Origin of the sequence: Oscillatoria sp. FACHB-1407, assembly GCF_014697545.1 — a bacterium.
Taxonomy (GTDB): domain Bacteria; phylum Cyanobacteriota; class Cyanobacteriia; order Elainellales; family Elainellaceae; genus FACHB-1407.
The window spans coordinates 73,418-99,373 of sequence record NZ_JACJSA010000014.1 but is presented as its reverse complement, the minus strand read 5'-3'; the positions used below and the strand labels follow the sequence as shown (position 1 = coordinate 99,373).

Here is a 25,956-nt window from a genome sequence, read left to right as displayed (position 1 = left end):
CCTCAATAAGCTTGACGAAAAATAGTTTAAGATTATTCTCAATAAGTTGAGATTAAGTATTGTAAAGTTAAATCGTGACATGCTACGCCCTGTTTAGCTCAGTCAGGCAAATTTAGGAAATAATCGAATACAACAAAGCCTGAAATCCTTCCCAGCCAATCTTATTAGAAGGGTTGTCATTCAAGATTTTGCTTGCATGGAAAAGCACAAACTAATTGACAATTCGCATGGCTATTCTCAAGCTTAACCAGAAAGAAGTACTAAGGTTCTAGCCCCTATCAGAAATCAGTCTCAATAGCGATGCTTCCGTTCACACATCTTTATCACTGTGGTAATCCGAACAGAAGGTCACTACTTCTGCAATTGCGATCGCCCGTTGTTTTGCCTTCCCCGAAACTCTTTGGAAGCGTCGCAAATCAGTCAAACCTCTTGCTATAAGGCTGCGGCACCACTACCAGACAGCAACCTGGTGAGGCAGCATATCATCCCTCGCAGTCCTACCAACTTGACTTCTAATAGTCGCTATCCGCTACACATATCCCCCGGCACTTTATACCATTTGTTGCGGTTCTCAGGCAGTGAGGACATAGGATCTTTTCAGCATTCGGCTCTGGATGACGTTCGCCTTCTGCCTTGATCTGCGATATTTCTGGTTCAACCTGAGGGTTGAGGGTCATAAAAGTAACACTTTGTTAAGCGATCGACTTCTTCATTCTACAACCCAATCTGGAACTGTCATCTGCTCTAACTTTCGTTTCTAACTTTCGTTGATGCCATTGGCTCAAATCTATAACAGAAGTTAGAAAAATGGCTCTGTTCTTTGTTCTTCAGAGGGGTTCACAGTATTAATAGAACAGTATTAGCACTTAACTCTGAGTGAGGCTCCCTATGCTGCTGCCCAAACTTCATTCTAGTCCCTTTCAGTTTCTGCTCTATACAGAATGGGTCATGCTGGCAAGCTGTATGGGAATGGCTGTGTTTGAGGCATGGGAGAAACAAACTATTCCAGTGCAGCACATTGTGATCCTGGTTTTATTGGGGATCATGGGGGTGATGCTGCCGACGGGTCGTCCTGCTATTAAGTATGTATATACAGCCATTGAGATGAGTCTGATATTCTTTGGAACTGTTTTGGGATATCTGCACATTCTGCCAACGTTGTATGTGATTGTGATGATTCGCAGTTGCTTTTTATTTCAGCCAATTGGGCGTTGGATTGTTGCAGGCGTGTCATTCGTTTTGTTCTCAGTTCATCAGATACAATACGTCAAAACATTTCTCCCTTTGGGGCTACCAAACGCTCATCTACAGCGCATTTGGATGCATCAGATTGCTGAATACCTGATGTTTGGATTAGTAATTTTTCTGGTATCGCAATTAGTAAACACACTGTTAGCCGAACGTAAAGCTCAACAACAACTCTCACTGGCTCACGAGCAATTACAACAGTACGCCCTACAAATTGAAGATTTGGCTGCTGTTCAAGAGCGAAATCGAATTGCCCGTGAAATTCATGATGCCTTAGGTCATGCATTGACCAACTTAAATATCCAACTGCAAACAGTGGCAAAACTTTGGCAGCACGATCAAAACCAGGCAAGAGTGTTTCTAGATCATGCTCAGCAGCTAGGCAAGCTAGCGATTCAGGAAGTGCGCCAATCGGTTAGAGCATTAAGGGCAGATGCTCATGAAGAACCTGCTTTAGACAGTGCGATCGCCTCACTCATGGAGGATTTTCGACAAAGTACAGGAATATCCGTCGCTAATAGCATTCAGATCGAAGCGATGTTACCTCCACAAGTGGTCAAAACACTTTACCGAATTGTGCAAGAAGCGTTAACAAACATCTGCAAATACGCTCAGGCGACCCAAGTTCGATTGGAGTTACGAGCCACGCCAGATGGTGTGCATCTCACCATTGAGGATAACGGTCACGGATTCTGTCTTGAGAGCCATTCACCTGGATTTGGGTTGCAAGGAATGCGAGAGCGGGTTGCAGCACTCAATGGTGAGTTTTGGTTAAAGGCTGCACCCGGTTCAGGGTGTCACATCACCGTCAGCTTACCCCTCAAGAATGGATTTGCAACTCAGATGCCAAATGATTGCTTTGAAACACCAGAAATTGCGTAATATGAATCATCTCTTGTGATTAGATGGTTTAGGAGTTTTGGAGCGATCGCCATGATTCGTCTGCTGTTGGTTGATGATCAGAATTTGATTTGCCAGGGACTCAAGGCGATGTTGAGCCTGGAACCGGACTTAGAAATCATTGGCGTTGCCAACAATGGAAAAGTGGCTCTAGAGCAGGTTGAAGCTCTCCAACCAGATGTGGTGTTAATGGATATGAAAATGCCTGTTATGGATGGCAGAGAAGCCACTCGCCTCATCCGTCAATCCTTCCCCAACATTAGTGTTCTGGTATTAACCACCTTTGATGACGACCAATATATTGCCGATGCGATGCGATCGGGGGCAAAGGGTTATTTACTCAAAGACATGCCCTCAGAAGAGTTAGCCCAAGCCATTCGTTTAGTTCACCGGGGCTATACTCAATTGGCTCCTGGGCTGATGGAGAAATTAATTGCAGGAACTCCAGTCCCCAGTCCTGCCCCCTCTATCCCCTCCCCAGAGGTTTCTCACCTGACCCGCCGGGAACAAGAAGTATTACAACTGATCGGGCAGGGGTTAACCAACCGTGATATCGCTACCCAGCTTTACATCTCTGAGGGAACTGTTAAAACCCATGTAAACCATTTGCTCAATCGTCTGGATCTGCGGAATCGTTCTCAACTGGCGATCTACGCGCATTCCCAATTTTCAACCATGCCTAACTCCTGATTTTGCCTTATAGCCACAGCTTTGGAATATCACCAACAAAATGATTAATCATTTGACACGACAAGCTGCAAGAGAGTTTGAGTTTCTTTTGCTTCTGGAAGCATCCCCAACCGTTCAAATTCTGCCTTGGCTTCGCTCACCCAACGATGAGCCGTGGAGAGATGCCCCCGTTGGCGTTCCAGTTGACCCAGCGATCGCTTTGTATACGCCTGACTACAGAAGTCACTGTGCGCTTCAGCCACCTGCAAGCCTTCGATCAAAAGTTGTTGAGCTTTATCCAGTTGTCCCTGTTGAATGGCAATATCGGCTAAAAAGTCTTTGGCTAAAAACACAGCCCGTTGCCAACCGATCGCCTGTGCTTGCTCAGCGATCTGCGAAAAGAGGGTTTCTCCTGCCTCATACTGGTTGGTTTTGTAGCTAATTTCGCCTTGATAGTATCGAACCAACAGCGAGTGCCGGGAGGTGAAAGAGGAACCAAATTGCGCTTGTTCTAATAAAGCTTGAGCCTGTTGTAACCATTGGCTTGCTAGCACAAAATGGTCTTGTTGCAGATGCCATGCTGCTGTATAAATCGCTAACTCAATTTGCCACTGAACGGTTTGATAGTGGCGCAGTTCCCACGCCTGAGGAAACAAAATTCCCGCTGCCGTCAAATGTTGGGGTTGCCCCATTAGAGTCAGCTTCCAGGCGCGATCGCCCAGCATTTCCGCAGTGGTTGCCCAATCCTGACGGGTTTGCGCTTCTGGAATCAACCAGTTCAACCAATTTAACGGACTATCCCAACAGGTGAGGCGAGACTGGCGATAGCCCTGAGAGTAGGTGTAGCATTTGAGCAATCGCCACAACTGACAGACCTCTTCATAGCGGTTGTGCTCGATACACCATTCAATCACTTCTGTCAGGTTTTCCCATTCCTGTTCAAGAGCTTGATAATCCTGCCACTCGCGCCAATCTTTGCCCCCATGCGTCTGAGCATAGTTCACATACCACTCAATCCATCGCGATCGGGCTACTTGTTCAAACATAAAATCAGTTGCTAATTCATGAAAGACATAGCCGCGAGTTAACGGAAGCATTGTCAATCGTCCTTGCTCTTGCTGAATCAGCGACAGCTTTTGCAGTTGAGCCAGACCATCCATTGCAGCGATCGCACCCTGAATGCCAGCCACAAAACGAACGGCTTCCCGCACAGCAGGTTTCACAAACAATGCCAATGCCTTAAGCAAGGAACCGGCGGCTTTTCCTTGCAATGAATGAATAGTACCACTTAGATAAAACTGAACGAAATCACTGGTGGATTGTTGAAAATGAGGTATCGCTTCTTCTAAGCTGTAACCCATTGCGCGTTGACTAACGGCGTAGCCAATTGCAGCTGGGACTCCACCCGTTATCTGGTAAAGTTTGTGAGCTTCTCGCAGATCAACTTGAGCCCCCTTCTCGTGAGCTTGATATTGAATCAGTTGCAATGCTTCGGTCTGGGGTAACCCCTCCAGAGAGATTTGGGGAAAAGGAACGACGTGGCGGCTAGAGATCAATACTTTTACAGTTCCGGGCAATTCCTGAATAAAGCTGAACACCTCTTGCTGCTCTTCCAGGGTGTCTAGATTGTCGATCAGCAGGAGGGTGCGCCGATTCTCCAGAAATTGCAGGATTTGGTCATAGGCTTCTGCAAAGCTGGTGGAAGGAACTTCGGGACAGTGCAACGTTCGAGCCAGAGTCCGGAGAATGTCTCGTAGAGTTCGTTCGCAGCGCAATCGAGGCAAAATTCCGCTGGTTGTGAACCGTTGAACTTGAGCCGATGTAAAAACGATCGTCTCGAATGGAGAAGCGATCGCCCCCCATGCACCAAAAGGTTTCCCAGGACGGGTTTGCAAACAGTGATATGCAGCTTCTACCAGGAGTGTTGTTTTGCCCACACCCCCCGTACCCACAATGCCCATATGGGGAATGGGATAGTCAAAGGAGAGCCATTTTAATAACTGCATCAGTTCAGCTTGACGACCAATCAGTTGGGTCTGTCGAGGTGGTAGATTATGGCTCAACGACGGGGGTACAGTGGGAACTTGAGCCGTATCCGGTGGGAGTTCGGATTGCCAGATAGAAGGATTGGATAAGGTATCTGCGGGTAAGTCTTTAGAAGAGAATCGCCGTAAGAGAACAGCTCTTACATTCGTTTTACTGACCTTTTCATTCAACGCTTGCGATAACTGCTTCCAAAGCTGAGGCCCAATATCATTCTTCAAATAATCCGTGGTGTAACCGTGTTGGGCAGCAATTTGAGGATATTTCTGATGGTTCCAGGAACCCTGCAAGACAAGGATTTCGACAGTCGATAGAGGTCTACCTGTCGTAGTGAAGATGAGGGCATCAATAAAACTGAGAACATCTTTCTCAAAGATGACCCCAGATTTATCTGGCTCAAACTCTTCCATCTGCTCTCTCTCTTGAGAATTGCACTCCTTATCTACTCCATCAGTGTCTCAGAATTCAACTTAAATGGGTAGCGATCGCTACGACTACTTAAGCATAATTACAGACTTGCTTAGGGGCTTGCAGCATCAAAACTTACCTTTTCCTTACTTTTTCCCTACCTTTTCCTTGCTTTTTCCCTGCTGACAATTTTTAAATATCCCAATTCAATTGAGGACATTCATCAGCTTAGTACTGCTATTCACAGATAGGTTTCGGAAATAAAACCAGGGGGTGTGAGGGCTGCGCCCCCAGCCAAGGGTTCCACCCCTACACTCCAAATTCCCACCCCTATTTACGACGAGTTGTACTTAGTTCCAAAAACCACCTTGATCCCGGCATGGCTGTAAGCGGATGGAACAGGGGATGCTGGGTAGCTTTTTTCTACCGAAGGAGTATTAATGAATATCGTTCAGAAATGTGTCCTGGTTGTGACAGGTTGCTTATTGGCGGGAACCGCCACCTCGCAGGTAGCCCTGGCTCAACAAACGGGAGAGGATAACTCTGTCCGCATTTTTCGTCTGGCCTGTGAAGCCTACAATGCGGGGGTTTTAAGCCCTGAGGATTTCATCATCCCCCAAGGCGATTATTCCGACATGTACTTTGACTTGACGGATGCCTGTCCACAAACCGGAAACGGTACAGATCTGAGTACGTTTTCCGCAGACGAATTTCCCGCACTCTCAGAAAACTTTGAACTGCTCGAACCCATTCTGGAAGCGGCTGTCGCCAGGCAATAGGTAGACAGTCCTGCTGAGCGATAAATACGCGGGGGGCAGTTCTTTAGACCCCTATCTGCATCCAGCAACGCCCATCATCAACCTCAAACATTTAGGACTTAACCATGAAGCTTAAAACTTTGATATCAGTTGCAGCATTTTCGACCGTGGCTGTAGCCGCTGGAGCAGCAAGTGTCCTGTTATCTAGCAAACCCGCTTGTGCTCAGACCTTTGAAGAATGCTTTCAAAACTTAGTGCGATCGGGAGTTAGCCCTGATGTCGCCGCCACCACCTGTAACGCCCAAGTAAATAGCCCTACGGCTTGTGTAGATCGTCTCAGATTTGTCACAGCCCGTGCGAGTGGGGGTCAAACGCAGGGCGGAACCTGGCGTTTTGCTGAAACCTATGGCCCCACGGATGGGAGCGCAATGAGAGCAGCAGGATGCAGACAAGCTGGATTTTTGGGTGTTGATGGATGGCGCTGCCCTAACCAGGAAATGCGATTTGAAGTGATGACAGCCCAACAAGCTCAGGCGGCTTGTTCCGGTGCAACCGCTAACAACATGGGGAATTCTTCGACTCAACCCAACACTCCTTTTAATCGCCCTAATTCAAACACAGGCAACACCATTAACCAACCCCCTCGCCCAACGACAACAGCAGCTGTCTCTGCGATTGTGAACACCTCTGGGACAGTTCCTCAAAATGGCCACGGTGTGCAAACCTTTGCAGGACACGCAGGTCAAAACATTCGGATTTTAGTATCAGGAATACGTGGCTTTGACCCGCATACCTTTTTGATTGGTCCCGACGGCACACTGTTGATAGACAACGACGATCGCATTCCGGGCAGCGACACGAACTCAGAAATCTCTGGCACCTTGCCTCAAAATGGAACTTACCAGATCTTCGTAGAAGGCTATAACGGGGCAGCAGGAACTTACACCATTTTGGTTGAATCCCGTTAAGTTTCAGGCGGTGCTGACTGCGGTCATGATTCACCGATAAGCATCCTTACGACAGGGCGGTTTGCAAACCGCCCTTTTAATCAAGGACTATGCATCTGATCGACAACGCCACATTTCATTCTAAGTCGTTCTAAACCCGTGAGAGTAAACCCCACAGTGGGTAGCATATCCCGCAAATATCATTCGTTGCCCTCGTCGCCTCATCTGTAGATAGAACGATTTACCTTGCTTTTTCCTGTCTCTTCCTTACTTTTTTCTAGCTGACGATTGTTTAGCGTCCAGCTTGAATGAATGTGTTCATCGGCTCAGCCAAAAGTACCAACCCAAAGCACTCAAGCAACAGCGGAGCCAGATACACAGACTCGTTACAGACCCATTACTTAAATTTTTTGGAGTTATCCACTTATGCCTATTAGCCTCAACAGTTTTACGAGCAATATAACCCCTACAGGTGCTGGGTTCTTTATACCTGCTGGTGTACTCAATGGTCGATTTGGTGATGCCTTTGTGTTAGGCGATGTGAATGCAGATGGCATTGGCGATCTCGTCACTACCATACCTGACGCAAACATCACTGGTGGAAATTTCGGTCAGATCAATGTACAGTTTGGTCCCAGTCTGCCAGCAAGCTTTAACTTTTCTCCTGTGTCACCTTTGGCTAGTCCGATCGCGATCGCCCTGGCAGATGACCGCAATGCAAGCAATCAAATTGTTGATTTCAATGGCGATCGCATCCCTGACTTCGTTATTGGTCTTCCCTTGCCTAGTGGGACAAGCGTAAATGGGGGAGTTGCAATTGTTTTTGGGAATGCGAGTCGCAGTGGCAGTATTGATGCACTTGCCTTACCAACCAGTGAGTCCATTGAGTTTGGAAATGGTGGCACTGAGCGCAGAACGGGTACTTCAGTGGATGTGGGTGACATCAATGGGGATGGTTTGGCAGACGTCATTATCGGAGAAACAGATGACAATCCCACCATTGCTAGTGCCTTTGGCAACGTTATTGTTCTATTTGGCTCTGCTACCACAGCAAGTATCCCAACCTCAACAGGATTTATTACTAATACCAACCAAGGATTAAGCTTCGCTACGACAACAGGTACCCCAAGGTTTGGAGAAACGGTCCGCTTTCTGGGAGACATCAATGATGATACGATAGGAGACTTTGCTTTTGCCAATCCTAGCGGTGCTGGAGAAGTTTTTGTCGTCTTTGGCAAGCGAACCTTTGCTGGCTCACCTACCAACATTAACCCAAGTACTTTAGCGGCGGCTGATGGCTTCACCATTACGGGTGGAACCGCTGATGAGTTGGGCACCATGATTGGACGGATCGGCGATGTCAATGCCGATGGCATTGATGACATGTTGGTGGGCACCACAGAAAACAGAGCCTTTGTGGTCTTTGGTCGCTCCAGCACCAGTCCCTTTCCAAGCACCATTCCGGTGGGTTCCATCAATGGCACGAACGGGTTCCGCATCGATCTTCCAGGCAGCTTTAGTAGTCTTAAGTCAACCAATACAGTTGATTACAACAACGATGGAATCGATGACATCTATATCTCCTCAGAAACAGCAAATAGTGGCACAGGGCAAGCCTTTGTCGTCTTTGGTAGACGAGGGGCAAGTGCTTTTGCTGCAACGGTGACAGCCGCCAATATTGAGACGGGCAACCAGGGAATCGTCATCACTGGAGGGGTCAACGATCGGATTGGTGAGGGCACTGGTAGTGGCTCTGGCGATATCAACAATGACGGCACACCCGATCTGGCGATTGGTGCCCCCAGTGCCGATGGTGGCAGTGGCAGAGTCTATGTGGTGTATGGACAGGATGGAGCATTGCCCGGTTTGACTCAAACAGCCCCGACGCTGGATGCGGCTGGCTTTGGCTCAGCCATTACCGTCAACCTCGCCGACGCTCGTAAGAACTTTACCTTTGATGTGGTTAATGGAACGAGAACTCGCCGAGTCGTGCGGACGTTGACGGGATATACCACGATTATTGGTACGGCACAAAATGACACGATTACCGGGGATGCAGCGGCCAACACATTGACTGGCAATGCGGGGAATGACACGATCACAGGCGGTGCTGGAACTGACACAATCGTCGAAAGTGGTGATGTCAACTTTACCCTGACTGACACGGCATTAACGGGTTTGGGAACCGATGTCCTGGCAGGTATTGAAGTGGCTCAGTTGACTGGAGGTGCTGGAGCCAATACCTTTGACACGACTGCCTTTACGGGTAACACCACCCTCAATGGTGGAGCAGGCAATGACCTCTTCATCACGGGGGCAGGAAACGACACCATTGACGGTGGAGATGGCATCGATACCTTCCGTCTCTCTACGAATGTGACTTCATTAACCGTTACCAGTAGCGGAACCAGTATTACGCTGGCAGGTCTGGGCAACGATACTCTCACCAACATTGAGATTCTGGATATCACGGGTGGTGCTGGAGCCAATACCTTTAATGCGGCTGGTTTTGCAGGTACTGTCAACATGCAAGGTGGTGGTGGCAACGATCGCTTAACAGGCAGTAATGGTAATGATGACTTGAGGGGCGATCTCGGTAATGACATCCTGACGGGTGGCAATGGACGAGATACCCTCAGAGGCGGTGCTGGACGGGATCAGTTTGTGTTTGATACGAATGCACCCTTCTCACGGACGACTGGACCTGACCGGATTATTGATTTTGTGCGTGGGGTAGATAGGATCGTTCTCGATCGCACGACCTTTAACGCCATCAGACGAAGTGGTCGAGTTACCTTTGACTTCAATGAGCGAAACGTTAGAGCCGCTCAGAGAGATCGCGATTTGATTACCTACGTTCCAAGTACAGGCAAACTCTACTACAACCAGAATGGCTCAGCCAGCGGTTTTGGAACGGGTGGAGAAATTGCAACATTGACCCGTGGAACGGTTTTATCAGCGGCTGATATCATTCTGCGAGCGTAGTTCGCGTGAAACGGAGATCAACGCAATCATCCATAAACTGAGTTGCGGCTTCGCCTGACGATTAACCCAGCAACTATTGTGAAGACATCTGCCCTCACCCTAAATCCCTCTCCTACTTTGGGAGAGGGACTTCCAATTTGGCTCCCCTTCTCCTTTCATGGGAGAAGGGGTTGGGGGATGAGGACCGATTGGGATGCAAGATCAAATACTGCCAGGTTAATAGTCCCGATTTAGATTGTGATGACTACACATAGCTCCACCGTCTTTTGAACCATTCAAAGCCTTCTACTTACATCGTCAGGCTAAAAGCTGTGTCCTCTGGACACAGCTTTTTTATCCCTCTTCTATTGCGCTCTCCGCAGACAGAATTCTAACTGAAGAGCAGGTTGACTCTGGTTTAGAGGTTATAAAGAACAGGGTTGAGGACGAAGCATATCTGCACCATTCCAAAGAGGTTGGCAATCCATAAACCCTGACGTTGGATTGAGTTCAACTCCAAAGTGTTCTTGAAAGAGGGCTTGAGTTTTAGTAACTGCGGTCTGCCATTGTTGGCGATCGCCCTCTCCCCTAATTCCAAAATAGGGAAAATGATGAATGAAACGGTTGAAAAGAAACTGGCAATCTTCTGCATATTTTTGAGTATCAAGAACGTGATGATGCCAGACTCGGTCAATCGCTTCTGTGGGTACAAGGGGCTGATTGGGGTAGCAATAAATCAAAAACAAAAACTGTTTGTAAGCTGCGATCGCCTCGTTAATCTGCTGCTGACTCCAGATGCTGCCCTCATCTGAGTGCATGAGTTGATAAGCGATTGGACTGAGATTAAGACCCTGTAACCGAACCATAAAAGCTGCTTGATTGGCTGATGAATTTGTTAGAAATAAAGGCTGGGAAATAACCATGAATCGAATTCCTCAAAGAAACAACATCGAGGAACAGTAGGTTGGCACCAACTGCTGAATGGACTCCTCTACCATCGATAGCGGGATGATGCTTGTCCGATCGGGGGGGTATTTAAGTCAGTTTCAACTCTAAAAAAGGAGTGAAAATTTATGCTTTAACTAAAATCTTGTGAAAGAAATGAACTAAAATTGACCCTTGACAGATTGAATGTGATCCTAGCGCTCGCAAAAGGTATGCCATCTCTTAAGGCATCTGAACCGGGAATTGCTATCTTGAAACAAGCCAGAAATCGGCAGGGATGGCGCATTGATGACGATCGCTGGTTAATAGGGGCAAGCCAGATTTTGCAACCTGACATCAACTGGCAAACCGCTAAAACAGGGGAGCAGGGCATCTTTGCTCCGGGGATTTCGCTCTCAACCTGGCGACGTTTTTTGCGCGGTCAACCCGTGAGCACAGAGGTCTTTAAGGTGTTCTGTCAGGTTCTAACTGTAGACTGGCAAGAAGTCATTGAAGAACAAGTGATTTCAGTTAGTGCGGGGGCTTCAACGGATGCGATCGCACCAGAAAGAACTACCCCAGAGTTTCCTAGTGGCCCAGTTCCGTTGGATTCCCCGTTTTACATCGAGCGTCCCCCCAATGAAGCCCTTGCCTGCGAGGAGGTTGGCAATCCCGGCAGCGTGATTCGGATTCAGGCTCCCCACAAGATGGGAAAAAGCTCTCTAATTCTACGAATTGCTGCCCATGCAGAACAGATGGGCTTTCGCATCATCCAGATCGATTTTCGCCAAGTGGATGTAGCAACGTTTGCCACGCTAGATTCATTGCTTCGTTGGTTCTGCGCCAATGTTGCCCGACAATTGCAACTTAAACCCGGTCTGGATGAGTATTGGGATGCAGATATGGGGAGTAAAATCTGCTGCACATTATATTTTCAGAGTTATCTTCTGGAACCTCTTCAGACACCACTGTTACTGGTATTGAATGAAATTAATAAGGTATTTGAGTATCCTCAAATTGCAGAAGAATTTCTGCCATTGTTGCGATCGTGGCACGAAGAAGCAAAGTATAATTCAACATTTCAAAAACTTCGCCTGATCGTGGCGCATTCTACGGAAGTGTATATTCCTCTACACATTGAACAGTCCCCTTTTAACGTTGGGCTTCCTCTCAAGTTACAACTGTTTAACTTAAATCAGGTTCATGATCTGGCTCAGCGTCACGGCTTAGAGTGGAATGAAACGAACTCTGTAGCCCTGATGGAGATGGTGGGTGGACATCCCTATTTATTGCGCCTCGCTTTTTATTATCTGGCTCATCAAACCATGACATTAGAGCAGCTTCTACAAACGGCACCCACGCTTTCTGGAATTTATGCAAATTATTTGCGCGATCGAACGCTTCTCCTGCAACAGCATCCTGAACTGTTGACGGCATTTCAGCAAATCATCAAGACTAACGAGGGTGTGCATTTAGCCCAACCGCTGACCTATAAACTCAACAGTATGGGGCTTGTCACACTGCAAGGAAATCACGTTGTTCCGACCTGTAATCTATATCGCTTGTATTTCAGTGAGCAGAGTTGAGTCTGAGTGATGAGATATCAGGTTGGTGGCAGTTTAAGCAGCGATGCACCCAGTTATGTTCAACGTCAGGCGGACATCGATTTGTATGAGGCGTTGATAGCGGGTGAATTTTGCTATGTGTTCAACTCCCGACAAATGGGCAAATCATCTCTGCTTGTCCAGACCAAAGCTCGCTTACACCAACAGGGATTTCGATGTACAGCGATCGATATGACTCGCATTGGCAGTGAAACGGTTACTTCACAGCAGTGGTACAAGGGAGTCGTCGCAGAGTTGTGGCGAGGTTTTCAGTTACTTGGAGTGTTCAATCTAAAACAGTGGTGGCAAGCAACAGAGGATCTTTCGGTGTTGCAGCGATTGAGCGATTTTATTGAAGATATTTTGTTTGTTCAGTTTCCAGGCGATCGCATTGTGATTTTTGTCGATGAGATCGACAGCACGTTGCGATTAAACTTTCCAATTGATGATTTTTTTGCCCTCATTCGGTTTTGTTACAACCAGCGAGCCATTAACCCTGAGTTCAATCGCATTACCTTTGCGTTATTTGGAGTTGTCACTCCGTCTGATTTAATTCGCGATCGCACTCGCACCCCCTTCAACATCGGCAGAGCAATTCATTTAGATGGCTTTCAATTGCACGAAGTCCAACCCCTGGCGATCGGCCTGGAAACCTCTGATCATTCTCCTCAAGACTTACTCAAAGCCATCCTAAGTTGGACTGGAGGACAACCCTTTTTAACTCAAAAAGTGTGTCAATTTGTGGTTCAACAGAGTCATGATTTTTTGCAAGACTCAGTGCAGACCCTCACCCCTCAAACCTTCATCGACTCTCTCATCCACGCTTATCTGCTGCACCATTGGGAGTCACAAGACGAACCAGAACATCTCCGCACGATTCGCGATCGCCTACTGCGAAATGAATCTGCTACAGGTCGGTTACTGACTCTCTATCAACGCATTTTGCAGGATGAGGATATTGCGGTCGATGATAGCCAGGAACAAATTGAACTGCTGTTATCGGGGTTAGTGATTAAACAACAGGGTTACTTGCGAGTTAAAAATCTGATCTATCGCAATGTTTTTAACCAGGAGTGGGTCAACAAACAACTGTTGGCACTGCGCCCCTATGCCCAAACCTTTGATGCCTGGGTTGCTTCAAATCAACAGGATGAATCCAGGTTATTGCGAGGGCAGGCGTTACGGGATGCCCAACAGTGGGCACAGGGCAAGCGGTTAGGCGATTTGGATTATCAATTTTTGGCAGCCAGCCAAGATTTGGCTCAACGAGAGGTGCAGCTACGCCTCGAAGCCGATCGCACCAGAGCCGTTGAAGCTCGATTAATACAAGAAAAAAGAAGTGCTAAACGACAACGACTGTTGCTGGCGTTTGTCAGTGCTGCGCTGATAGTGGCGATCGCCCTGGGAGGAATCGCCTTCCACCAATTTCAAAATTCGCAGCGGTTATTAGCGGAGCAACTGTACGCCTTGAGCCAATCAGCGGAGACGTTTCTGTTGTCCGATCGCGCTTTTGAGGGGTTACTGACGGCTCTAAGGTCAGCGCAACCCCTGCTCAATCACCAACTGCAAGGCCAGATCGATGTCCAGAGCCGAGTTACAGCCGTCTTAAAGAGTGCTGTTTATCAAGTTCGAGAACGCAACCGATTAGAGTCATTTGGAAATTTTGTCACGCAAGTTGTGTTCAGTCCAGATGGCAAAATGATGGCGACGGTAGAGGAGAGCCAAACCGACAGTGTTAAGGTGTGGAGCCGTCAGGGAGATCTCCTGCATACTTTGCCGCATCAGGATTGGGTTACGGATGTTAGTTTTAGCCCAGATAGTCAAATCATTGCCACAGCAGGGGGCGATCGCACAATTAAACTTTGGAACCTGGATGGTCAATTACTACGTACCTTGCGAGGACATAACGCCGGGGTCGTGAGCGTTCACTTTAGTCCAGATGGAAAAAGACTTGCAACATTGAGTGATGATCAAACCGTAAAAATTTGGACACTCGATGGACACGGATTACACACATTTTCCGTTGACTCCGTTGGTGTGACAGACATGAGTTTGAGTCCCAATGGTCAGGCTCTTGCCATCGTCGGTCAAGACAATATCGCTACACTCTGGACTGTAAACGGTGAGAAATTAAACACCTTTCAAGGACATACCAATCAAATTCTCGGCGTCGGCTTTAACCGAGATGGAACCTTACTGGCGACTGCCAGCATGGATCGCACGGTGAGGCTCTGGAACATCGATGGAACGGTTCTTCAAACGCTGTCTGGACATGATGGGCAGGTGAATGCCGTTGCATTCAGTCCGGATGGACAAACGGTTGCTACCGCCAGTGATGATCAAACGATCCGGTTCTGGAACTTGAACGGAGAAACCATCCTCACCTTGAGCGGGCATGAGTCCGCTGTTCGTGATCTCAGTTTTGGCTCAGATCATAAAACGATTGCTACGGCCAGTGACGATCGAACAGTCAAGATCTGGAATATTGAAGGAGAAAAAATTCCAACCTTGATAGGGCATCAAAATTTAGTTGCTAGCGTTCGCTTTAGTCCAGAGGGAACGGCAGTTGCGACAGCCAGTTATGACCAGACTGCAAAACTCTGGAGCCGTGATGGAAAACTTTTGCAGACCTTAACAGGACATCAAGCCCCGGTTGTTAGTGTGCGCTTTAGCCCTGATGGGCAGACCATCGCCACCGCCAGCTATGACCGGACTGCAAAACTCTGGAGCCGTGACGGGAAACTGCTCCATACCTTGCAGGGACATCAGGATCAGGTGACAGATGTTGCCTTCAGTCCAGATGGGCAAACCGTCGCGACGGTCAGTGCCGATCGCTCTATCAAACTCTGGAGTCGTGATGGAGAGTTACGGCGTACTCTACTGGATGATCAACCTCTGTGGAGCGTTGAGTTTAGTCCCGATGGTCAGCAGATCGCCACAGCAGGGCAGGGTAACATCGCAAAACGATGGAGTTTAGAGGGGGAGTTGCTACAGGTTCTAACGCACAATGCCTGGGTCAGCCAGATTACCTTCAGCCCCGACGGTCAACGGATTGCAACCGCGAGTGTTGACGAAACAGCAAAACTTTGGAATTTAGCAGGTCAAGAACTCAGCACTCTTAAAGGTCATCGATATCAAGTTCGGCGCATGAGTTTCAGTCCAAATAGCCAATTGATCGCTACAATCGGCAGCGAAGATGGAACCGCAAGACTCTGGACACTCGATGGTAAAGAACTGGTTACGTTCAGCCGATTTGATAATTACCTGAACCAATTTGCGGATGTGAGCTTTAGCCCAGATGGAAAGACTATTGCGATCGCCAGTGGTTCAGCAGTGATTCTAGAGAATTTTGACTTAGACCAGCTAGGGGCGATCGCCTGTCGTTGGCTAAGCGATTATTTGCACCACAACCCAACTGTGGAATCAACTGATCCATTGCGACAGACGTGCGATCGCTAACTCCAATCCTCGCTAAAAATCAAGGATAATCAGACGCAGAATCTGTCACTTCGATCAGTCGCCTACCGGATTCATAAGGACATTCCCGATCCCATTCAGGATCGCACTCCACCATTTCAAGAAAACTTGTCCTCTCAGGGCAATCCCCACCCAGCGTCAAATCACACGGATAGACCATTTGAATAGTATAAATAGGAGTATCATTGCGTTCATTCAACGCAACCACCGGATTCGTTCGGCTCCACAGGGCTAACCGTCGCTGGCGAGCTACCTGCTCTACGTCTAAATAGCGATCGCGGGTTGCCATACAGCCATATAACAGTCGGCGATCGACAATTGCCCTTCCTTCCTGCACCATCTGCAAATTGACTGATGCTCCATTCCGATACACCTCAGCCACTAATTGGTTGTAGCGACCGATAGAAGCCGTTCGTAGCTGTACGACTGTATTACGAGGAATCAATTGACGTAATCTTTCTGCCGATTGTGAACCCTGAGGCTCACCAATTTCAGGAGCATCAATACAAGCCAACCGAACGGTAATGACTTGCCCTCCTCGATTAACCCGCACCGTATCTCCATCATCTGCAACCACGACAGTTGCATTGGTGCGGTTGTTGGTCGTTTGAGCAACGATCTGAGAAGCAATTAGAGGCGGGATGAGTAACACAAGTAGGGTAAAAAGCAATTTCATGATTAAGGTTCAAGTTTCCATCAGGTACAGAGAATCCTATTTCTTAATATAGATTTAATATGATTCCCCTTCTTTCAACAGTGAGAGAAGGGGGTTATGGTGAGAGTTAGTGATAGCTTTGGTCAGAAAGCTTAAGACAAAGCTAATGGCTCAAACACTGATTCTGGGGGAACTTTCTGACTCACCTTTGCCCCATCGAATGGGGTTACGGCTATAGAACTTGTTAAAGTGTAATCGAGAAGTGGCTAACGTTAACCTCTTGGTGCAGTAGTACTGGCACCAAAAGGCAGAATTGCAAAATCACCGCTAGTCAACACAGAGCCTTGAATGGTGGCAAACTTACCGCCCGTACCAAAGTCAGCAACCCCTCGGTTTTCGTTAAAGAACACACTGCCACTGGCTCTACTGTAAACCAGTTGAGCATCACTAATGGCAGCCGCAACATCATCATCAACGATCGTCACTTGTCCATCTGTAAAGCCAAGCGGTTGAAACCCAGTTAACAAGATTCTGTCTGTTCCTGTGACAAAGTCAGTGATTAAATCTACGTCAGTGCCACCACCAACTGCAACCCTGTGGAGGTCGAAGCGAAATGTATCGCTGCCCGCCCCACCTGTTAACGTGTCATTACCTGCGCCACCCGTCAGTGTATCATCGCCCTCAAACCCAAATAGAGTATCATCTCCATCGGCACCAAACAGGTTATTCCTTTGAATGGTGCCACGAATCTCGTTATTGAGACTGTTACCATTGCCTACAAATGCATTGCCGACTAACAACAAGTTTTCAACATTGGCAGAGAGGGTGTAGCTGATAGAAGAGATCACTTGATCGATGCCTTGTCCAGCTACTTCCTCAACAACATCCCCGATCGCATCTACAACATAGCGATCATTACCATTTCCACCAATCATTCGGTCATTGCCTTCGCGTCCACTGAGCAGGTCATTTCCATCACCACCCATGAGCGTATCATTTCCCGCTTCACCGACGAGCGTATCGTTTCCGGCATCTCCTCGAATGGTGTCATCTCCCGCTCCACCCTGGAGAAAATCATCACCTGCAAGTCCAATAATTATGTCGCTTGCAGTTCCACCCTGGAGGCTATCATTTCCTATTGTTCCTACTAAAAAAGCCATGATTGTTTAACTCCTGTTTTGAGTGTTGTTTTTAGCGAAATCAGAGCTAAGTACAACTCGTCGTAAATAGGGGTGGGAATTTGGGGTGCAGGGGTGGAACCCCTGGCTGGGGGCGCAGCCCCCACACCCCCTTGTTTTATTTCCGAACCCTATCTGTGAATAGCAGTACTAAGTTTGCTTGATTTGCTATATCTAAATCGTATGCAATTGATATGGCAGAACCATCCAAAGAAAGTTGTGCTCTAACTCAACGGATGATGTATTTTGTGTTCTAAAGAATCAATTTCTGAGTGCCTACAATTAACTAAATCGTTTGTTATACCGAATCGGTTATTATCAACGAAAGTTGGAAGATTATCAAATTTTCCGCAATTGACCGTTGATGGTGTGAATTCCCAGAGATTGGGTTCAACTACACCCCTGAAAACTGCAATACTTCGGGGTTTGTGAAATATGGCAGAAACTGGTGTACTCTCAGTGATGAATTCTGCTCCTGCTGGGTTCTGACTCAGATAACTACAGAGGAGAATCATGAGGGCGTTGACACTGAGGTTGTTTGGTCGCTTGGTTACTTGGTTGCCCAACACGTCTCAATCCAGGCTGGTGTTGTTAAGTTGTGAGGATGACTATGGCAGATATTGTTCTAGTTCGAGGACGCTGGATCTTTACTGGAGAGACAACTTTAACGGATGGGGCGATCGCCATTCAAAATGACACTATTGTAGAGGTAGGAAGCTGGGCGTCCCTGCGAGCGAGCTACCCCAATGCAGAGGTGCTTGGGTCTGAGCAATTCGCCATTATGCCAGGGTTAATCAACGCTCACCATCACAGCAATGGGGTGCCCAATTTGCTTCAGGGAGTAGACGATGATTTTCTGGAGCTATGGCTCTTTGCAAACGTTGGGTTGCGATCGCAAGATCCGACCCTCAAAACATTGCTCAGCATTGCCCGACTGCTACAAAGCGGTGTAACGACAGTCGTTGATGTCAGTAGCGTTTCCGGTACGGTTGAAGATTGCTGGGACACCTTGAAAGGGCAACTTCAGGCATACGAGCAAGCCGGAATGCGGGTTGCACTCACACCGGGTGTAAGCTACACCAGTTTTTTCGTTCACGAAGAGGATGACGCTTTTCTGGCGACTCTACCCCAGGATCTGCTGCAACGGCTTCAATCGTTGGTGCCAGTAGAGCCGCATCTAACCCAAAATGAATACCTTGATCTCATTACAGATCTAGTGAAGCGTTACCAATCTCATCCTCATGTGGATATCTGGTTTGGACCACCGGGACCGCAGTGGGTGGGAGATAAACTGCTCGTGCAAATTGCAGACACGGCCAACCGTTTAAATACTCAGGTTCAAACTCATGCGGTCGAGTCCTTCTATGAAAAGCTGCTGGGGCCTCGCTTCTACGGCAAATCGGTAATAGCTCACTTGAATGAATTGGGAGTACTCAGTCCTCGTTTTTCGATCGCCCACGGAGTCTGGTTGACCGAAACAGATATTGAAATCCTCGCAAGTACTGGGGCGGCTGTGAGCCACAATCCTGGATCTAATTTAAGATTGCGAGCCGGAATTGCTCCGCTCAATGCCCTGCTGGCAAGTGGTGTGACAGTAGGGTTAGGCATGGATGGCACTACCTTGGGCGATGATGAGGATATGTTTGCAGAAATGCGGTTAGCGGCACGGCTCCATCGCACTCCTCAACTGAACACGCCTGCTCCGAGTTATGACACGATTTTCCATCTCGCAACGATGGGTGGAGCCAGGTTGATGGGGCAACAGCACATTGGTAAGCTTGCACCGGGATACAAAGCGGATGTCGTATTGGTGAGGAGCGATCGCTTCACCTGGCCCTGGTTGGCTCCTGAAGCAGACCCTCTGCATGTCATGCTGCTGCGGGCTAAAGCGGCTGATGTGGACACGGTGCTCATTAACGGTAAGGTGGTGCTGCAAGGAGGAATGCCTACAGGGTTTGACCTCCACGCTGTGGGACAGGAACTCGCCGATCAGTTGAATGCAGCCCCCAACCCCGATCCATATCGGGCTTTGGTAGTGGATATGCTGCCTCATCTGACTCGCTGGTATAACCAGTGGGAGGTTCCCCACCTGATGCCCTATGCTGCCTTTAACTCCCGCATTTGAAGGTGAAACCGTTGAAATAGCGATCGCCCCCACTCATCGATCTTTAAGTATTTCGGGAACACCTCACTCAATCAAAACCAGTTCCACGTTTGGATGTTCGCGGATTAATGCGACGAGCCAGTCGTAAACGGTTGGTCCTTGCCCTCGCAGGGCTGTCCGCAGTGCCCAAGCTGTTTTAATCAGAACTGTAGGATGGCAATCTCGTAATCGCTGAGTCAGTTGAGCGATCGTGTGAGGATACCCTAACGCTGTTTGAGCGACCTGAGTATGTTGCCAAACGAGCCGAAATGTTTCAGGTAGATGCCCATAGTCACCCCTCAAAACATCATGGAGAGCATCCAGATTCTCGCCCCAGGGCTGTCCATTCAATAAAACTTGACCAACCTCAGCATAAAAGGTTTCCAGTGTGGTGGTTCGGCGACCATCCAGAACATACTCAGGTTTCATCTAAAGCGGATCTCAGTCTAACGAGTCAACATAGCTGATTTGAGAAATGATTGAGCATTGGTTTCGTGTCTCTATCGTGCCATGGGTGTTGCTGATCTATCTATGAATTTCGGAGGGGCGTTTCGCGAAACGCCCGTACAGCGGTCGTCAGTTTTTGAGAATTATAGCCATAGCCAATTCGATGGGGCGGAGACGAGTCAGGAAGCTTTCCCAGCATCAGGGTTTGAGCCATTGCCATGCCTTAAGCCTTCTGACCAAAGCTATAAAATTTCTGTTTTTTCACAACGGTAAAACAACTTAAAAAGTACTGAATTTCTCGCTGTGTAGACATCCTCTAGAGATAGAGACTGAATTCACTGTTCATGGATACGATCTTGATTTGTGAGGTTGATTCGCTGGATCAACCCTATTTTCAAATAGGCAAAGATAAAAATGAGTTCACTGGAATCACCGCAAATGTCATCTTTGTCACATCAGGAGGAAGTTAATGATATGCAAATTCAGAAGACATGGTGGAAAGAGAGCGTTGTTTATCAAATCTATCCCCGTAGCTTCTATGACAGTAATGGCGATGGCATTGGTGACTTACGGGGAATCATTCAAAAACTGGATTATTTAACCGATTTGGGCGTTGATGTTATCTGGTTGTGTCCTGTTTACCGATCGCCCAATGACGACAATGGCTATGATATCAGCGACTATCAAGACATCATGCCTGAGTTTGGCACACTTGCTGATTGGGAAGAGCTACTGGCGCAGATGCATCAGCGTGGGATTAAGCTGATCATGGACTTAGTGGTCAACCATACCTCAGATGAGCATCCCTGGTTTGTCGAATCCCGTAAATCGAAAGACAATCCGTATCGGGATTACTACATCTGGCGATCGCGCAAAGATGGTCGTGAACCGAATAACTGGGCATCGCTCTTTGGTGGCTCTGCCTGGCAGTACGATGAAGCCACCGATGAGTACTATCTGCACCTATTTACAAAGAAACAAGTGGATCTGAATTGGGAAAACCCCAAGCTCCGGGCTGATATCTACGCCATGATGCGTTGGTGGTTAGATAAGGGCATTGATGGCTTCCGCATGGATGTCATCAACATGATCTCAAAAGCACCCGACTTACCCGATGCGCCAACAGTAACTGGCGATCGCTACCAGTACGGCGGACAGTATTTTATTAACGGCCCACGTCTACGAGAATTTCTCGCAGAAATGAAGCGAGAAGTGCTGTCCAAGTACGACATCGTTACGGTGGGTGAAATGCCAATGGTAACAACTGAGCATGGCATTGCGATCACCCACGCAGAAACAGGACATCTCAATATGGTGTTTCAATTTGAACACATGAATATTGATGAAGATCCAAGTGCAGCTTTATCTCGGCGCAGCATCTGGCCCTGGCAACTGCGTGACCTGAAGCGCATCATGACGCAGTGGCAAAACGATTTGGCTGACAAAGGTTGGAATAGCCAGTACCTGTCTAATCACGACATGCCACGGGCTGTCTCTCGCTTTGGGGATGATGGTCAATATCGCGTTGAGTCTGCCAAGTTGCTTGCCACCTTCCTGCATATGCTACAGGGCACCCCCTACATCTATCAGGGTGAAGAGATTGGCATGACCAATGTTAAATTTCCATCCATTGAGGACTACCGGGATGTTGAAACACGCAATTTTTATCGAGAGTTTGTCGAGGAAAACCATGGCAACCCAGAAGCAGTTATGCAGATTATTCATGCCAAAAGCCGTGACAACGCTCGGACACCGCTGCAATGGAATGCCAGCGAACAGGCTGGTTTCACCAGTGGCACGCCCTGGATTCAAGTCAACCCAAACTACACGACGATCAATGTGGAACGCGATCGCGCCGACTCAAATTCCATCTTTGCCTATTATCAGGAGCTAATCCGACTCCGCAAAACGAACCCGGTCATCATTTACGGTAAATACCATCTTATCCTCGATGATGACCCAGCGATCTATGCCTTCACTCGAACGCTAGACCGCGATCGCCTGCTCGTTATTCTCAACTTTACTAAGACTAACCCCGTGTTTGTTCTACCCGATCACCTATCCACCACTGACCCAGTGTTGCTGATTGCAAACTACCCCGTTGACGCCACAAAAGAGTTGCAAAAGATAACCCTCCAACCCTTTGAAGCACGAGTTTACCGCCTGTCATAGTATCCTAATACCGATTTAATGTTTGATTGTGGCAGATCACTGGGTAGGGGCGTTTCGCGAAACGCCCTTACGGAATCATGTGCAGCGAAGCCAATTCAAATTGGTGTAACGTGAATTCGGGATCAGGATTTTGCGATAAATCCGCCGCTATCGGAGCAAAACCGACCTGCATCGGTTCGTAAAATCCTGCATCTTCCGGAGTCCGCGTCGGCGGACTTTGCCGGGATAGCCGCGAATTCATTCGCCAGGCTCTTAAACCGCATTGACGTTCTCCTAATGCTGTTGCTTGCTGACCATGACATCATGGATTAACTCACGGTGCTGAGAGACGGAAGCCAGGGTATTGGCTGCAATCATGCCACTGGCAGCCACAGCGGGAACCCCAATACCTGGAAAGGTGGAATCGCCACAACACAGTAAGTTTTTGAGGGGGGTTTTACAGCCAGGAAACAACCCCTCGCCTGCGGCGATCGCGGGTCCATAACTCCCCCGATCTCGACGCAAAAAGCGTTCATGGGTCAGCGGCGTTCCCACTAACGTCACCTCACAGCGATCGCGAATATCAGGAATGATCCGCTCTAACGCCTTCCAGAGCACCTCAGCCCGTTCTTGCTTCAACTGGTGATAGCGATCGCTGTTGCGATTGAGTCCAGCCCACAACTCATAGGGTTCTGTGGCTGGAGTGTAGGCGTGGATAGAATGCTTACCGGGGGGTGCGAGGTCAGGGTCTAGTACCGATGGAATGGACACAACAACCACGTTTTGAGGTGCATCCACCCCACACTCCCAATCGTTGACAATCAGATAGTGACACTCCAAATCGGAGGGCAGTCCTGTGGCATCGATCCCCAAATGGAGATGCATGAAGCTGGGGCAAGCCGGGAGATTTTGCCGTTTTTGCAGAGCGACTGAGCGAATCTCCTCTGGGATCAGCTTGAGTGTATCCCAACCAGATGCATTCGAGACAACCGCATGACGCGCCCGAATCTGCTCTCCCGTCTTCAACTGCACACCCACTGTCCGCTGACGCTCGATCAAAATCTGCTGCACCGTTGCGTTCAAGCGCAGTTGCCCGCCATAGCGTTGCAATCCCCTGACGAGCGCATTGACCAATGCCGCTCCGCCTCCCTTGGGATAGTCCAACACAACATCGGGACGATACCAGTCGGCAAACATGAAAGCCATCTCAGCGGCTAGCGTTCCGTTAGCGGGTAAGCCGGAAAGCAAGAAGCACAACAGATCCATCCAGTTGCGAATGAATGGATCGTGAACCACTCCCTCTAGCAGATTGGAAAAGGGTCCCGTTAATTGAAAGATACTTCCAGTCTGCTTGAAGGCATTTAGCAGAAAAGGGGACAGAGTGTTGAAGATACCCCAGTCCGATCGCACCGCAATGGGAGGAATGGCAGTAGAGGCAGCTTTTAGAGGAGCCATCACCTGTTGCAACCGTTGCCACTCTGCGACTGCCGTTGATCCCCGCCATTGTTGCAGAATTTGGTTAAAGGGCTCTGCCCCGACCACAGCCCGAAAGTATCCTTCGGGCAAAAAACAACCCCAGGCGTCATACGTCAGCCAGGAAACATCTTCAGCGATCGCATCTAAGACTTGGCGGAGTGGGTTAGCAGAGGGGCTATAAGATAGCCCTGAATAGAGCGAGGGACCAGAGTCAAAGTGAAACCCTTGCCGCTCAAAGGTATGGGCTGCTCCACCGGGAATCGTATGGCTCTCACAGACAACGACCTGAAAGCCGTATCGAGCCAGTAAAGCGGCACAACAAAGCCCACCGATACCACTGCCAACCACGACTACATCTACGGTTTCCATCATCCGCATCACCGCTAATACCATTTCTATAAATTCGGGCTACGCCTCTATGCATCAGTAAGAGTGGTTCACGCACCGCCCCTACCTCATCAGTCGTTCTACGTGTGGGAATTGGTGTAACTCAGCTACCTCAATCACCTTTGTGATTCTATCTCTCTCGGAGATACTCAGCAGGCATGAGAAAGGCTGATGAAGTTGAAATTTGTCCTCCAGGTGGGGTGTGATTTGTAGCAGTAATTTCGAGAACTGGTATGAGTACCCTCATGAAGGCTTTGCCAACATCTCCTAGATCGGGACTACTGCTTATGGCTGATACTGATCAGCTTAAGTCTACCAAGCCCAAACCGAGGTCATTAGTTTGACCTGCAAAAGTTTTTACTCAAACAGTTGACATTTAAACAATGGCTTGCTAACTTATAAATAACAAGATTGTTCGGACTAAAACAATTCAACTCTAAATTGAATCTCTTCAAACAGTCCGGCTCAAACAATCCAAAATAATTGAAAGGAGATCCACAATGAAACGCCTAATGCTTGCTAGCTTGTCTGCTCTGGTTTTAAGTACCTACGCTGGAACGGCTAACGCTGCAACTCCTCCATCTGGCGATTCTAATCCCAGTGACCTTCGCAACCCTACAGTAGATACCAGCGAAGTTATCAGACCTAACACAACCCTGAAAGCCCGCCCAGTTTCTGGTGACTCTAACCCTAGCGACCTTCGCAACCCTACAGTAGATACCAGCGAAGTTATCAGACCTAACACAACCCTGAAAGCTCGCCCGGTTTCTGGCGATTCTAATCCCAGTGACCTTCGCAACCCTACAGTAGATACCAGCGAAGTTATCAGACCTAACACAACCCTGAAGGCTCGCCCGGTTTCTGGTGACTCTAATCCCAGTGATCTTCGCAACCCTACAGTAGATACCAGCGAAGTTATCAGACCTAACACAACATTAAAGGCTCGTCCTATCTCTAGTGTCATTAACTAGCGCACAAGATAGTAAGCTCTACTGCTTCGAGCTAGAGAGATAGCCACACAGATTCAAGATTGAGTTTGCTTTTCTAGAAATAAAGGAGATTTCACCATGAAACGCCTATTGATTGCCGCAGTCTCTGCAATGGTATTGACAGTCGGTCTGTCAATGGAAGCTCAAGCCAGCGAAATGAGCTTAAAGGAAGCTAATGAAGTAACTCCAGATGAGATTTTTAATCTCGCACGGAATGGTTACTTTGAAGATGAGGGAATTCCAAGTCACGGTGGATTAATTAGTGCCTATAAGCTTGGTAATGTAACTGCTGAGGACTTAGTTAGTGCTGCGATCGAGCAAAATCGTTTGTCTCCTGAGACTTTACAGAATAGACGTTTTGTTCGTGCAGTCAATCAGTACTTACGGAGCAGCTCAAATGGCAATTAGATAACTGAGTTCAGGAAATAAGACTTGCAATTAGGAATAAATAGAGGGCTACAACTACACTGTGATTGATGTAACCTTTCCATAGATACCTATAAAGCAATTTGCCCAAACCCATTTGAGATATTTCCTATCTCAGCTCCTGATAAAACAGACATCTTTTATGGATGTCTGTTTTTTTAG

The 25,956-nt window shown here is 48.0% G+C and carries 19 protein-coding genes; 11 read left to right on the top strand and 8 right to left on the bottom strand.

The genetic code is table 11. The annotated features are described in order from the left end of the window. Window positions 1-888 precede the first annotated feature (888 nt). Together H6G89_RS21570 and H6G89_RS21565 are read left to right on the top strand one after the other, a co-directional pair. Window positions 889-2,130, top strand: a complete 1,242-nt coding sequence (locus tag H6G89_RS21570) for a sensor histidine kinase (RefSeq protein ID WP_190510212.1) — start codon at window positions 889-891, stop codon at window positions 2,128-2,130. Window positions 2,131-2,181: 51 nt separating this feature from the next. Next, window positions 2,182-2,838, top strand: a complete 657-nt coding sequence (locus H6G89_RS21565) for a response regulator (RefSeq protein ID WP_190510382.1) — start codon at window positions 2,182-2,184, stop codon at window positions 2,836-2,838. A gap of 44 nt (window positions 2,839-2,882) precedes the next feature. Here the strand turns inward: H6G89_RS21565 and H6G89_RS21560 are convergent, their stop codons facing one another. Continuing rightward, window positions 2,883-5,270: an NB-ARC domain-containing protein gene (locus H6G89_RS21560; RefSeq protein WP_190510210.1), complete on the bottom strand. Its 2,388-nt coding sequence runs from the start codon at window positions 5,268-5,270 to the stop codon at window positions 2,883-2,885. Window positions 5,271-5,708: 438 nt separating this feature from the next. Between H6G89_RS21560 and H6G89_RS21555 the strand changes: the two genes are divergently transcribed. The 3 genes from H6G89_RS21555 to H6G89_RS21545 all read left to right on the top strand — a co-directional run bounded on the left by H6G89_RS21555 (window position 5,709) and on the right by H6G89_RS21545 (window position 9,958). Further along, window positions 5,709-6,047 (top strand): hypothetical protein, encoded by a 339-nt coding sequence (locus H6G89_RS21555; protein ID WP_190510208.1) that lies wholly within the window; start codon window positions 5,709-5,711, stop codon window positions 6,045-6,047. A gap of 104 nt (window positions 6,048-6,151) precedes the next feature. Then, on the top strand, window positions 6,152-6,994 hold the full coding sequence (locus H6G89_RS21550; protein ID WP_190510205.1) for a PPC domain-containing protein: 843 nt from the start codon (window positions 6,152-6,154) through the stop codon (window positions 6,992-6,994). Window positions 6,995-7,399: 405 nt separating this feature from the next. Further along, window positions 7,400-9,958 carry a beta strand repeat-containing protein gene (locus tag H6G89_RS21545; protein WP_190510204.1) on the top strand — a complete coding sequence of 853 codons (2,559 nt, stop codon included), beginning with the start codon at window positions 7,400-7,402 and terminating at the stop codon, window positions 9,956-9,958. Window positions 9,959-10,362: 404 nt separating this feature from the next. On the opposite strand, the gene H6G89_RS21540 is transcribed toward H6G89_RS21545, so the two are convergent. Continuing rightward, window positions 10,363-10,860 carry a glycine-rich domain-containing protein gene (locus tag H6G89_RS21540; protein ID WP_190510202.1) on the bottom strand — a complete coding sequence of 166 codons (498 nt, stop codon included), beginning with the start codon at window positions 10,858-10,860 and terminating at the stop codon, window positions 10,363-10,365. Window positions 10,861-11,094: 234 nt separating this feature from the next. Here H6G89_RS21540 and H6G89_RS21535 point away from each other — a divergent pair, with 234 nt between their 5' ends. Both H6G89_RS21535 and H6G89_RS21530 read left to right on the top strand, forming a co-directional pair. Further along, window positions 11,095-12,447, top strand: coding sequence for an AAA-like domain-containing protein (locus H6G89_RS21535; RefSeq protein WP_190510200.1), 1,353 nt, complete (start codon window positions 11,095-11,097; stop codon window positions 12,445-12,447). Between the two features lie 9 nt (window positions 12,448-12,456). Then, window positions 12,457-15,924: an AAA-like domain-containing protein gene (locus tag H6G89_RS21530; protein WP_190510198.1), complete on the top strand. Its 3,468-nt coding sequence runs from the start codon at window positions 12,457-12,459 to the stop codon at window positions 15,922-15,924. Between the two features lie 19 nt (window positions 15,925-15,943). Here H6G89_RS21530 and H6G89_RS21525 read toward each other — a convergent pair whose 3' ends face one another. Next, window positions 15,944-16,618: a thermonuclease family protein gene (locus H6G89_RS21525; RefSeq protein WP_190510197.1), complete on the bottom strand. Its 675-nt coding sequence runs from the start codon at window positions 16,616-16,618 to the stop codon at window positions 15,944-15,946. A 251-nt stretch (window positions 16,619-16,869) separates the two neighbouring features. Next, window positions 16,870-17,757, bottom strand: coding sequence for a calcium-binding protein (locus tag H6G89_RS21520; protein ID WP_190510195.1), 888 nt, complete (start codon window positions 17,755-17,757; stop codon window positions 16,870-16,872). Window positions 17,758-18,385: 628 nt separating this feature from the next. Here H6G89_RS21520 and H6G89_RS21515 point away from each other — a divergent pair. After that, window positions 18,386-19,900: an amidohydrolase family protein gene (locus H6G89_RS21515; protein ID WP_190510192.1), complete on the top strand. Its 1,515-nt coding sequence runs from the start codon at window positions 18,386-18,388 to the stop codon at window positions 19,898-19,900. A 63-nt stretch (window positions 19,901-19,963) separates the two neighbouring features. Here H6G89_RS21515 and H6G89_RS21510 read toward each other — a convergent pair whose 3' ends face one another. Together H6G89_RS21510 and H6G89_RS35845 are read right to left on the bottom strand one after the other, a co-directional pair. Continuing rightward, window positions 19,964-20,347: a barstar family protein gene (locus H6G89_RS21510; RefSeq protein WP_190510190.1), complete on the bottom strand. Its 384-nt coding sequence runs from the start codon at window positions 20,345-20,347 to the stop codon at window positions 19,964-19,966. Window positions 20,348-20,447: 100 nt separating this feature from the next. After that, window positions 20,448-20,579, bottom strand: a complete 132-nt coding sequence (locus H6G89_RS35845) for a hypothetical protein (RefSeq protein WP_255519486.1) — start codon at window positions 20,577-20,579, stop codon at window positions 20,448-20,450. A 224-nt stretch (window positions 20,580-20,803) separates the two neighbouring features. Here H6G89_RS35845 and H6G89_RS21505 point away from each other — a divergent pair, with 224 nt between their 5' ends. Then, a complete protein-coding gene (locus H6G89_RS21505; protein WP_305082319.1) occupies window positions 20,804-22,537 on the top strand; it encodes a glycoside hydrolase family 13 protein in 1,734 nt (577 codons plus the stop codon). Window positions 22,538-22,604: 67 nt separating this feature from the next. Here H6G89_RS21505 and H6G89_RS21500 read toward each other — a convergent pair whose 3' ends face one another. After that, complete coding sequence (locus H6G89_RS21500; protein WP_190510189.1) at window positions 22,605-22,778, bottom strand: hypothetical protein; 174 nt, start codon at window positions 22,776-22,778, stop codon at window positions 22,605-22,607. Window positions 22,779-22,810: 32 nt separating this feature from the next. Then, on the bottom strand, window positions 22,811-24,385 hold the full coding sequence (locus H6G89_RS21495) for a phytoene desaturase family protein (protein ID WP_242060059.1): 1,575 nt from the start codon (window positions 24,383-24,385) through the stop codon (window positions 22,811-22,813). A gap of 494 nt (window positions 24,386-24,879) precedes the next feature. On the opposite strand from H6G89_RS21495, the gene H6G89_RS21490 reads away from it, so the two are divergent. Together H6G89_RS21490 and H6G89_RS21485 are read left to right on the top strand one after the other, a co-directional pair. Next, window positions 24,880-25,350 (top strand): hypothetical protein, encoded by a 471-nt coding sequence (locus H6G89_RS21490; protein ID WP_190510187.1) that lies wholly within the window; start codon window positions 24,880-24,882, stop codon window positions 25,348-25,350. 96 nt (window positions 25,351-25,446) lie between these two features. Beyond that, the gene (locus H6G89_RS21485; protein WP_190510185.1) at window positions 25,447-25,776 is read left to right on the top strand and encodes a hypothetical protein; all 330 of its coding nucleotides are present in this window, start codon (window positions 25,447-25,449) and stop codon (window positions 25,774-25,776) included. Window positions 25,777-25,956: the final 180 nt, after the last annotated feature.

What these genes read in the sequence shown, in the direction of transcription:
- H6G89_RS21570 (WP_190510212.1), top strand. Translation starts at nt 889, where the DNA reads ATGCTGCTGCCCAAACTTCATTCTAGTCCCTTTCAGTTTCTGCTCTAT.
- H6G89_RS21565 (WP_190510382.1), top strand. Translation starts at nt 2,182, where the DNA reads ATGATTCGTCTGCTGTTGGTTGATGATCAGAATTTGATTTGCCAGGGA.
- H6G89_RS21560 (WP_190510210.1), bottom strand. Translation starts at nt 5,270, where the DNA reads ATGGAAGAGTTTGAGCCAGATAAATCTGGGGTCATCTTTGAGAAAGAT.
- H6G89_RS21555 (WP_190510208.1), top strand. Translation starts at nt 5,709, where the DNA reads ATGAATATCGTTCAGAAATGTGTCCTGGTTGTGACAGGTTGCTTATTG.
- H6G89_RS21550 (WP_190510205.1), top strand. Translation starts at nt 6,152, where the DNA reads ATGAAGCTTAAAACTTTGATATCAGTTGCAGCATTTTCGACCGTGGCT.
- H6G89_RS21545 (WP_190510204.1), top strand. Translation starts at nt 7,400, where the DNA reads ATGCCTATTAGCCTCAACAGTTTTACGAGCAATATAACCCCTACAGGT.
- H6G89_RS21540 (WP_190510202.1), bottom strand. Translation starts at nt 10,860, where the DNA reads ATGGTTATTTCCCAGCCTTTATTTCTAACAAATTCATCAGCCAATCAA.
- H6G89_RS21535 (WP_190510200.1), top strand. Translation starts at nt 11,095, where the DNA reads ATGCCATCTCTTAAGGCATCTGAACCGGGAATTGCTATCTTGAAACAA.
- H6G89_RS21530 (WP_190510198.1), top strand. Translation starts at nt 12,457, where the DNA reads ATGAGATATCAGGTTGGTGGCAGTTTAAGCAGCGATGCACCCAGTTAT.
- H6G89_RS21525 (WP_190510197.1), bottom strand. Translation starts at nt 16,618, where the DNA reads ATGAAATTGCTTTTTACCCTACTTGTGTTACTCATCCCGCCTCTAATT.
- H6G89_RS21520 (WP_190510195.1), bottom strand. Translation starts at nt 17,757, where the DNA reads ATGGCTTTTTTAGTAGGAACAATAGGAAATGATAGCCTCCAGGGTGGA.
- H6G89_RS21515 (WP_190510192.1), top strand. Translation starts at nt 18,386, where the DNA reads ATGGCAGATATTGTTCTAGTTCGAGGACGCTGGATCTTTACTGGAGAG.
- H6G89_RS21510 (WP_190510190.1), bottom strand. Translation starts at nt 20,347, where the DNA reads ATGAAACCTGAGTATGTTCTGGATGGTCGCCGAACCACCACACTGGAA.
- H6G89_RS35845 (WP_255519486.1), bottom strand. Translation starts at nt 20,579, where the DNA reads ATGGCTCAAACCCTGATGCTGGGAAAGCTTCCTGACTCGTCTCCGCCC.
- H6G89_RS21505 (WP_305082319.1), top strand. Translation starts at nt 20,804, where the DNA reads ATGTCATCTTTGTCACATCAGGAGGAAGTTAATGATATGCAAATTCAG.
- H6G89_RS21500 (WP_190510189.1), bottom strand. Translation starts at nt 22,778, where the DNA reads ATGAATTCGCGGCTATCCCGGCAAAGTCCGCCGACGCGGACTCCGGAA.
- H6G89_RS21495 (WP_242060059.1), bottom strand. Translation starts at nt 24,385, where the DNA reads ATGGTATTAGCGGTGATGCGGATGATGGAAACCGTAGATGTAGTCGTG.
- H6G89_RS21490 (WP_190510187.1), top strand. Translation starts at nt 24,880, where the DNA reads ATGAAACGCCTAATGCTTGCTAGCTTGTCTGCTCTGGTTTTAAGTACC.
- H6G89_RS21485 (WP_190510185.1), top strand. Translation starts at nt 25,447, where the DNA reads ATGAAACGCCTATTGATTGCCGCAGTCTCTGCAATGGTATTGACAGTC.